At 44.5% G+C, this 9543-nt stretch carries 5 protein-coding genes; 1 reads left to right on the forward strand and 4 read right to left on the reverse strand.

Annotated elements, in window-relative coordinates; genetic code table 11:
• Positions 1 to 509: sugar phosphate isomerase/epimerase family protein (locus ACZFYI_RS10350; RefSeq protein ID WP_462524055.1), on the reverse strand; the 509-nt coding region annotated here is incomplete at its 3' end.
• A 12-nt stretch (positions 510 to 521) separates the two neighbouring features.
• Positions 522 to 4022, reverse strand: coding sequence for a PVC-type heme-binding CxxCH protein (locus ACZFYI_RS10355; protein ID WP_462524056.1), 3501 nt, complete (start codon positions 4020 to 4022; stop codon positions 522 to 524).
• A 151-nt stretch (positions 4023 to 4173) separates the two neighbouring features.
• Here ACZFYI_RS10355 and ACZFYI_RS10360 point away from each other — a divergent pair, with 151 nt between their 5' ends.
• On the forward strand, positions 4174 to 5049 hold the full coding sequence (locus ACZFYI_RS10360) for an AraC family transcriptional regulator (protein ID WP_462524057.1): 876 nt from the start codon (positions 4174 to 4176) through the stop codon (positions 5047 to 5049).
• Between the two features lie 49 nt (positions 5050 to 5098).
• Here ACZFYI_RS10360 and ACZFYI_RS10365 read toward each other — a convergent pair whose 3' ends face one another.
• Together ACZFYI_RS10365 and glmS are read right to left on the reverse strand one after the other, a co-directional pair.
• Positions 5099 to 7687 carry a M14 family zinc carboxypeptidase gene (locus ACZFYI_RS10365; RefSeq protein ID WP_462524058.1) on the reverse strand — a complete coding sequence of 863 codons (2589 nt, stop codon included), beginning with the start codon at positions 7685 to 7687 and terminating at the stop codon, positions 5099 to 5101.
• Between the two features lie 304 nt (positions 7688 to 7991).
• On the reverse strand, positions 7992 to 9543 hold a 1552-nt coding region (glmS, locus tag ACZFYI_RS10370; protein WP_462524059.1), incomplete at its 5' end, for a glutamine--fructose-6-phosphate transaminase (isomerizing).

Raw genomic sequence — 9543 nt, forward strand, 5'->3', positions numbered from 1 at the left:
TGCATGAGTTCTTCGGTGGTATTGATCAGGTCAGTTTCGAAGCGGTTGAGGGCTTCCAAAGCAATCTCCTGTCCCATGGATTCTGCCATCTGACAGACTTTGTGGAGGTTGCTTACGGCGCGGTCCCATTCGGTTTTCCGTTGTTCGGGAGAAACCAGTCTTGCTTTTCCCACCGCAGAGTACATCGGGCCTGCGACGAATTTTGCACCGAGTGCCGAGCTGATCTCAAAGCATCTTTGGAGGTAGTCAAAGCTTATCCGATGAAAAGCCGGATCATCATGGGTCAAGTCCCGTGTCGGACCAAAAGCCCCACAGATGATAGGCTTGAGTCCGTTTTCTGAAAGCGCTTCTCTGACCGAAGGGATGTCAATAAGATCCGGGTTTTCGACGGGTATTTCTACCGCGTCGAATCCCATTTCTTTGATTTTTGAAAATAATCCTATTGTATCTTTTTGGAATGGAGATGTCCATAGCCAAGTGCTGACACCAAAAGTTGCATTTATAGCCATAATTCCCAGGGTTTACTCGACGATCATGATACCGTTCATCAGGCGCCAATGGCCCGGCACTGTACAGACAAATGGGTATTCCCCTTTTTCTGTCGGTGCAGTGAAGATGATGGATTCGAGCCCTTCAGGATCAACGAGCTTGGAGGATGCGATGATTTCAGGGATATTTGGTATGTAATTTTTCTCGATTCCTTTTGGATCTCTTGCCATTTCGTCGGCAGCTTTTCCTACAGTTTCAAGGCTTCCGATTTTGGCAATGATCAGGTTGTGCTGCATGAAATCCCTGTTTTCAAAGTCGATGATCACTTGTTGTCCGGCTTTTACTTTGAAGCTTGTGACGTTGTACTTCATCTCATGGGGAATGACACCGATCTTCACGACCGTGGCATTTTCCCGAGACACAGAGGCAGCGGCTTTTTCAGGGCCTTTTGCTAAATATTCTTGGAGGTTGAAGTTAGGGTCTTTGAGGCTGAGGTAACTTTCTCTGCCCATTCTACCCCTCAGCCAAGAGAAACCTTCATATTCTCCAACCTGATTTTCACCGCCCATGTCATTGCCTACACGGATCCTGTCCGGCGTCAGTGCGGTGGAGAATAAGGAAGGAGCTTTGGCTTTCGCTAATGGATTGTCATTGACCTGAAGCGTCATTTCTCCGCCTTCTAATAGCTTAGCTTCTACCCTGAACAAGTCTTTTGGCAAGTTTTTAGCCGTGATTTTATAGGTTTTTCCTCCCTGTTTGACCACCCAATTCAAGGTAGCATTTTTCACAAAAAGAGAATAACCGTTCATTTTATTGCCTTGCGCTACGATCACTCCTTCCAAAGGTTCATTGCCTTCAGCGAGTTCGGTACGGATATGGATTTCTTTGTTGCTGACATTTGGAGGGTAGACGATTGCAGCCCTGCGGTCAAGGTTGTACTGCTCGACGACGAGGCTCTTGGTCAGTTTTTCGGTCAAAGTGTACAGAGAATCTGCTTTTTCTTCAGGGAAGAGCGTAGCAAGATTCTGCTCAAAATAACTTGGATGGGCTAATACGCCTGAGAAAATGACCTGAGGAAGGTAAGGGTCTTTGCCGTTGCTTTCGTCCTGACTTGCTTCATAGATCAGGTTGCTGATCTCGGGTGAAGAAGGAATTTCTGCCAAAGCAAGGAAAGTGGCTTTTCTCACATTCATGTCAGGATCCTGATGCAGTTTGTTGGCTTGGATCAGGCTGAATGTTTCCTGGGTTTTTGGCAATACCTCAACGGCATTTTTTCTGACACCTGCAGATGGATGAGACAATGCTTTGCCGACAATTTTGATGGCATTTGCATCATCTCCGCTCAAAGCACCAAGGCCATGCAATGCCCAAAGCGCATGGTTGGCGGCGGTATTCAGACCGATTTCATCCATGTCCCTGTTTTCGACAAGCTTGTAAAGGTCACCGATGATGGATTTGTTTTGGGTTTCCACGATGAGTCTTTGGGCGGTCATTCTCCAAAACATGTTGTCACTTTTCAATCCTGCGATCAGGTCGGAGTTTTTGGTTGGATCGATGGAGAATCCTTTGTATTCCGGTGCGCCACGATATACCAACCTGTAAATCCTGCCATGCTTGGCATCCCTCATCGGGTTGATGTAGGCATTTCCGGCACCATTGTCAAATCCTTTTGGAGTAGGATTGTGTTGGATGATGAAATTGTACCAATCCGCTATCCAAAGAGAACCGTCGGGACCTACCTCTGCGTGAACAGGAGAAAACCATTCGTCGGAACTTGCCAAAATATTGAAGCCGTTCTTTTCTTTGAATCCTGATCCGTCTTTGGTAATGATGGCATTGTGAAGCACTCTTCCTGTCGGTTCGGCTACAAAGGCAACCCTGTTCCAATAGGATTTTGGGAAAGTTCTTGCTGTATAGAAGTTATGTCCTGCCGCAGCGGTATAGCCTCCATGATAATCCACCTGTCTCAAAAACTGCGTCAGATGCGGCATGTCGTAGTGGCTATCAATGCCAAAAACGGTATTGTTCATTCCGCCGGCGATGGGTCTTTTGACGTTTTTATTGGTCATGGCCAAATAGGCGCTGTGTTGCCCGTTGGCTGTTGAGATGAATACATTGAAATCTTCCGAGAATCCAAGTCCCCAGGTATTGTTGCTTGTTGAACCTAAAAACTCAAAGTTGGAAGCATCAGGACTGAATCGGTAAACACCTTGGGAGAAATTGAAATCTTTTCCGCCAATGGTTCCTTGGAAGCCTGAATAACCCAAAACACCCCAAATGTTATTGTCATAGCCATATTTGAGGTTGGAAGGTCCGGCGTGGGTATCACTTTTGCCCCAACCTGTGATCAAGACTTCTCTCACATCGGCTTTGTCATCACCGTCGGTATCTTTTAAGAATACAAAATCCGGAGCCATGGAGATCAGAATACCTCCGTTCATGGCCATGATGCTTGTCGGGATATTCAATCCTTCGGCAAAAACAGTGACTTTATCAGCTTTGCCATCACCATCTGTATCTTCCAAAATTTTGATGCGGTCATTGCCGCCTTCAGTCCGTACTTCGTTGGGATAATCTTCAGTTTCGATTACGTATAGTCTTCCCTTTTGATCCCAACAAAAAGCCATTGGATTGACGATTTGTGGTTCAGAAGCAAAAAGCTGCAATTCAAATCCAACCGGGATCTGTACCAATTTCATTGATTCTTCCGGAGAAAGCGGGAGTTGGAATCTCGGAGCAGGATCTTTGTTTTCGTAATTTGGAATGACCGCATCTTCAAAAACCGGCTGTGGGATTTTGAAATCAGCCACCTGCTTGGCGACATCGTCTCCGATCGCCCACAGTACGCCGTTGGCGACAAGGTTATGGAAATTTGGCTGAGACCATGTGCGCTCATTGTGTCCGTAGGCGGTGTAAAATACCCGTCCTTTTCCTTGGTTTCTTACCCAAGTCCAAGGCTCGCGGTGTCCGTTTTCCTCCCTTTCCATCAAGACAGTCATGTCAGGATTGATCCGGGTATGGATGTATGTTTCATCCCAAGTTTCAAAAACTTCCACTCCCTGCATGACAGGATGCTCAGCATTGATGATGTCCACTGTAAAATCGCCTGTTCCATGGGATTGGAATTGTCCTCCGACGGCTTCTACATACCAATCGGAATTTTGGAAACAAAAGGAAGCGCTGTGCAATGGAATAAATCCCTTGCCGCTTTCAACATATTCTTTGAGGGCAGCTTCCTGTTCTACAGTAATGCTGTCATGATTGGCATAGATCATAATCCCGTCATACTGGTTTAGGTTGTCCAGATTGAGGTCATTGGGATCAGAAGTGTAAGTGAGGTTGATGCCTTTCTGGAAAAGAGGACGAGCCAGGTAAGGCATCAGTTTTTCGGAATCATGGTGCTTGCTGTCATGTCCGAGAAAGAGGATTTCTGCCCGTCTTGGTCCTGAAGGAAGTTCAGGTAATTTCGATTTTTTGCTGCAACCGATGGCAAAAAAGAGGAGCAGGAGGAGGAGTAAATGAGAATATCTCATGGATAGCGTTATTTAGGGAAAATAAGGGTTTATTGGAAGATTCAAATTGGAAATAAAACCGATGGCAATCTTCCTTTTTTTTTGCTGATTGTGACTGAATTTTGTCTATAAATTTGATAATTGAATATTATTATGGCATAATTAACTAATCATGAAACAGGCACTTCAAAAATCCAGGATCCCGGAGGACAAAGCATTTGTGGCAAAAGCATTGGTTGCGCCAAATTTTGACAAGCATTGGCACTTCCACAATGAGTATCAGCTTTTCCTGGTTTTGGAAGGGAAAGGGACAAGGTTTATCGGAGATCAGATGAAGCCTTTCAAGGAGTTTGATATGGTATTTACCGGACCTAACCTTCCCCATCTGTGGAGGAATGATCCTGAATATTTTGACAAGGACAGTGGCCTGACAACTAAGGGGATTGTGGTTTACTTTGGGAAAGATTTTTTGGGAAATGCCATTTACGACAAAGAGGAATTTGAAGCGATCAAGACTTTGCTCCAAAAATCAGAGCGGGGATTGGAAATTACAGGCAAGACCAATGAGTTGCTACGAGGACAATTCGATAAACTGTTGGATTCAAAAGGTATTGACAGCATCCTGAAATTGCTCGAAATCCTGAAAGTCTTGTCCGAATCCTCCGATTGTCATCCCATCACTCAGGCCGGCTATATCAATACCAATAAGGAATCGGAAAAAGACAGGATGAGTAAAGTCTATGAATATGTGATGGAGAATTTCCGACAAAAAATCCTGTTGGAAGAAGTGGCCTCCTTGGCCAATATGACTGAAAGTGCCTTCAGCAGGTACTTTTCTTCTAGGATGAACAAGTCATTTTCAGAGTTCCTTGCGGATGTCAGGATAGGTCATGCCTGCAAACTGCTGCATGAAATGGATGCCAATATCAGCGAAATCTGTTACGAAAGCGGATTCAATACCCTTTCAAATTTCAACCGACAATTCAAAGAAAGGATCGGGGTGACGCCCTTGGTTTACAAAAAGGATTACTTCAAGACTCTTGGATGAAAGAAAACGCTCCAAAGGTTTCAAACCCTTGGAGCGTTAAAGAATTAGATCAATCCGCAGTCCCGCCTTCGATCACCTGACCAAAGAATATGGCATTGAGGAAAAGCTTGTTGGTACCGTACCATATCGCCCTGAAGTTGGGATTATCCACCATCCCGATGACACGTCCCCGACCGATTCGCTTGACCTGAATGGCACTGCTGTTTCTGGCAAGTTCGAGGTTTTCGGGATGGACATAACCACTCGCCAAAGGCTTGTCTGTATAGACCATGGGATTGGAGTAAGGATTTTTTCCAGGTTCTAGCACTTGGTTGCTGCTTCGGAAAGTGAAGATCTCAGAATTACCATATCCGTACCCAATCGGATGGGTTACATCCAGATTGGCGTTGAAAATCGTCCCGCTCGTCATCCTGGCGCCGGTATTTTTGGTGTAGTCGGCATAAGGTTGGGAAGTCTTTTTTTCTTCTTCTTTCGGGTCTTTTTTGAAGGAAAAAGAAACCAGTTCATTGCTGTTGAGCCAAGTCATGGCATTGCCTCTCGCGATCAGGGTATTTCCGGCGCTTGCCCAGGATTTGATTTCTTCGGCTTCGGATTTTCCCCAACTTGAATAATTGCCATTAGGCATGATAAGGACATTGTACCTACTCATGTCGGTATTTCGTAGTCTTTCTACAGGAAGTAGGGTTATAGGCATGTCAAATCTTTGGTCCAAGAGGTGCCACATTTCCCCTGCTTCACCGCTCGCTACACCTGTTCCTACCAATACAGCGATTTCGGGCTTCTCCAATACATCGATACTCGGAGAGCCTATATTTACACCCATGGTATAGCCCGAGTTGATGCCATAGACCGTTATTCCCGTCTCAGCAGCAAGCGAGACCAAAGATGCATGGAGTTTGGAAGCTGAATCTTCGTTTGCGTCCTTTTGGGTACTGACTAGAATACTGCCTCTTTTTAGGACCTTTCCATCTGCAAGGGTGATTGGTTCATGCGTCAACCGGACCAAAAATCCCTGGTCCATCAGATGGTAGGCAGCTTTTGGTGCATAGTACTCAGCCCACTCAAAGCCATAAGAATAAGCATTTTTGTCTCCGATCAAGGTTCCGGCTTTTTTGGCAAAACCATCTTCCAAAAGTGTGACATCTGCTAGATTCAAGATTTTGCTGCTCAGTGCGGTATAATCTAAATTGAATGACATCGGCAATGTCCAAGCCGAGACATCGTAGAAAAGGCTGTCCTGAAAAGTGTTTCTGGTTTCGAATATCGCCTTGATCAACTTGTATTGCGGTTGGTCCAGCGGGACGATGTAGGATTTTTCTTTTTCAAAAGGAACACCGTTTACCGTGATGTTTTGGTTGAGCGCATAGACATCGATCTGATGCTGTTGGATCATTTCTGCCAAGTGAAAACTTCTTGCCCCATCTTCCGGACTTCCAAAAATATAGGCCTTATCGGTATCCAAGGCTGCGGCTTTCAGCGATTCGGTATAGAAATCCTGCATGAATTTGTTGATCTCTCCACGCATGTTTTTCCCCGCCTCAAATGAACTCACGCTTGTTCTGAACTGATTTCTGATTGTGAATGAAAAAGGCAAAGGTCCATAAATGCTTTCCTGCAGATGTCCCCTAGAAGAGGCCTGTTCAAACAGGATCCCAATGGAACCTTGGATATCCGGATAAGTGGAACCATAGCCAAAATAGTACTCATCAAAACTTTCCCTTGAATGGTAAAGAGAACCCAATTCGTCCATGGCCTTGACATGGTATTGGGCAATTTTCTCGGTCAGTTCCATGTTTTTCTTTGGAGTCAGCGGATGGTCACGGCTCGGGATTCCCGGCTGGAAAAAGAAAGTATTGTTCGTACCCATTTCATGGTAATCCAGGTAAATATTGGGAAGCCATTCCTGAAATTTGGCAACCCTGTTTTGTGATTCGGGGTGTTGTACAAGCAGCCAATCCCTGTTGAGGTCAAACCAATAATGATTTCCTCTTCCCCCGGGCCAAGCTTCACTGTGTTCTCTATTTGCCGGATCGCCGTTGAGGTTGTAGGACCTGTGGGTATTTACCCAAGAAGCATAGCGGTTGCTCCCATCAGGATTTAGTGCAGGATCAATAAGAACGATAATATCTTTTAAGTCTTCCTCGATTTCATTTGCTGCGGCAAAATGGTAGGCTGCCAAAATGGAGGAATTGAGGGCACTTGCTTCATTACCGTGGACAGAATATCCAGCTGCCATAACCAAAGGCATTTTGTCAAAATCAAGTTTGGCAGTTGGATCCCTTAGTTTTTGTCTTTCGGTTTTGATATTGTCTAGGTTGGCGAGGTTATCAGGCGAAGTGATTGTCAGCATGATCTGCGGCCTCTTTTCATAGGTATATCCTATGATTTCAAACTTAACCCGAGGGGAACTTGCGGCGAGTTTTTCAAAATATCGGATGACCTGATCGTATCCTGCATTCCATTCACCCACTTCAAATCCCAAAACCTCTTTTGGTTTGGGGATTTTTTCATTGTAGGTAAATCCGGAAGGGAGGTAATAATCCAGAGGTATGTCAGCTGTGCCTTTTGGGCTTTTCTGTGCAAAAAGAGAAATACTGAACAGGAAGAGTAAAAGCAAAAGACTTGGTATCTTTTTCATAAGGTTTGATTTTGGTTGGCTAGGGATTAAATATGGCTGAAAATTCAATTTGGCTAATTCCTTCCCAAAATGCAACGCTTCAAAGTTTCTATGAATACCCTTCGTGTAAAAGCACTCACATAATTCGGAAGAGTTCTTTTGGAACCTCTGAAAAGGAGTTTTGACTAAGAACAAAACTGACCACAAACAAAAATGCCCTTCGGATTTACCAAAGGGCAGTTTCATATTTTCTTTTTCTATAGGGATTAAAAGCCTATTAAATTGTTTTTCACAAATAACCTTTTATCACTAACTTCTAACCCATTTACTCCACTGTCACCGACTTCGCCAAATTCCTTGGCTGATCGACATTGCAGCCTCTCATGACTGCGATGTGGTAGGAAAGTTGCTGCAAAGGAACCACTGCAATCAAAGGTACAAAGGCTTCTTCCGTATCAGGGATTTCAATCACGTGGTCAGCGAGACCTTTTACAGTAGTATCTCCTTCAGTCACGACGGCAATGATCTTGCCTTTTCGGGCTTTTACTTCCTGAATGTTGCTGACTACCTTTTCGTATGAACTGTCTTTGGTAGCAATGAAAACAACAGGCATTTCTTCATCTATCAAGGCGATAGGGCCGTGTTTCATTTCTGCAGCAGGATAGCCTTCTGCATGGATGTAGGAGATTTCCTTCAGTTTTAATGCACCTTCCAAAGCTACAGGGAAGTTATATCCTCTACCTAGGTACAAGAAGTTGCGGGAATCTTTGTATTCAGCTGCGATAACTTTGATTTTCTCATTGAGTTTAAGAGCTCTTTCCACTTTGGATGGAACAGTGGCCAGTTCATTCAATAATTGCATGTACCGGGTTTCAGACAAAGTACCTCTTTGATATCCCAATTTCAAGGCCATCATCGTCAGTACAGAAATCTGTGCCGTAAATGCTTTGGTGGACGCAACGCCTATTTCAGGACCTGCGTGTGTATAGGAACCTGCATGGGTCGCTCTTGGAATCGAAGATCCTACGACATTACATACTCCGAAGATGGTAGCCCCTTTGGATTTGGCCAACTCTATGGCTGCCAAAGTGTCGGCAGTTTCACCGGATTGAGATATGGCGATGACGAAGTCTTTTTCTGAAATGACGGGATTTCTGTACCTGAATTCGGAAGCGTATTCTACTTCAACAGGGATTCTTGCAAATTCCTCGAAAAGATATTCAGCTACAAGGCCTGCATGCCAAGAAGTGCCACAGGCAGTAATGATTATTCGGTCGGCATTTTGGAACTTGTTCATATAATCCCGCAAGCCACCAAGTACCAACCTGCCGTTTTTGGCATCCAACCTTCCACGCATACAATCTGCAATGGATCTAGGTTGCTCATTGATTTCTTTCAACATGAAATGCTCATAGCCTCCTTTTTCGATGGCTTCGAGTTCCATTTCAAGTTGGTTGATATATGGATTGGTTTCAACATTTTCAATGGTTTTGATCTGAAGCTTATTGTCACGGATGACAGCAATTTCATAATCATCCAAATAGACCACCTGATTGGTATATTCTATAATGGGGGTGGCATCTGATGCAAGGAAATATTCGTCTTCACCAACACCGATCACGAGAGGAGAACCCTTCCTTGCAGCAATTAGCGTATCCGGTTCTTCAATGTTCATGATGACGATGGCGTAAGCACCGACGACTTTATGCAAAGCTAACCTTACTGCTTCCTCTAGGCTGATGTAATTGTTGGCATAGATGTCTTCAATGAATTTGATGAATACCTCAGAATCCGTTTCACTTTGGAATTTGTATCCTTTGTTGATCAGGTCTGTTTTGAGGACATCATAATTTTCAATGATGCCGTTGTGGATCATC

The sequence above is a fragment of the Aquiflexum sp. genome, from assembly GCF_977115555.1.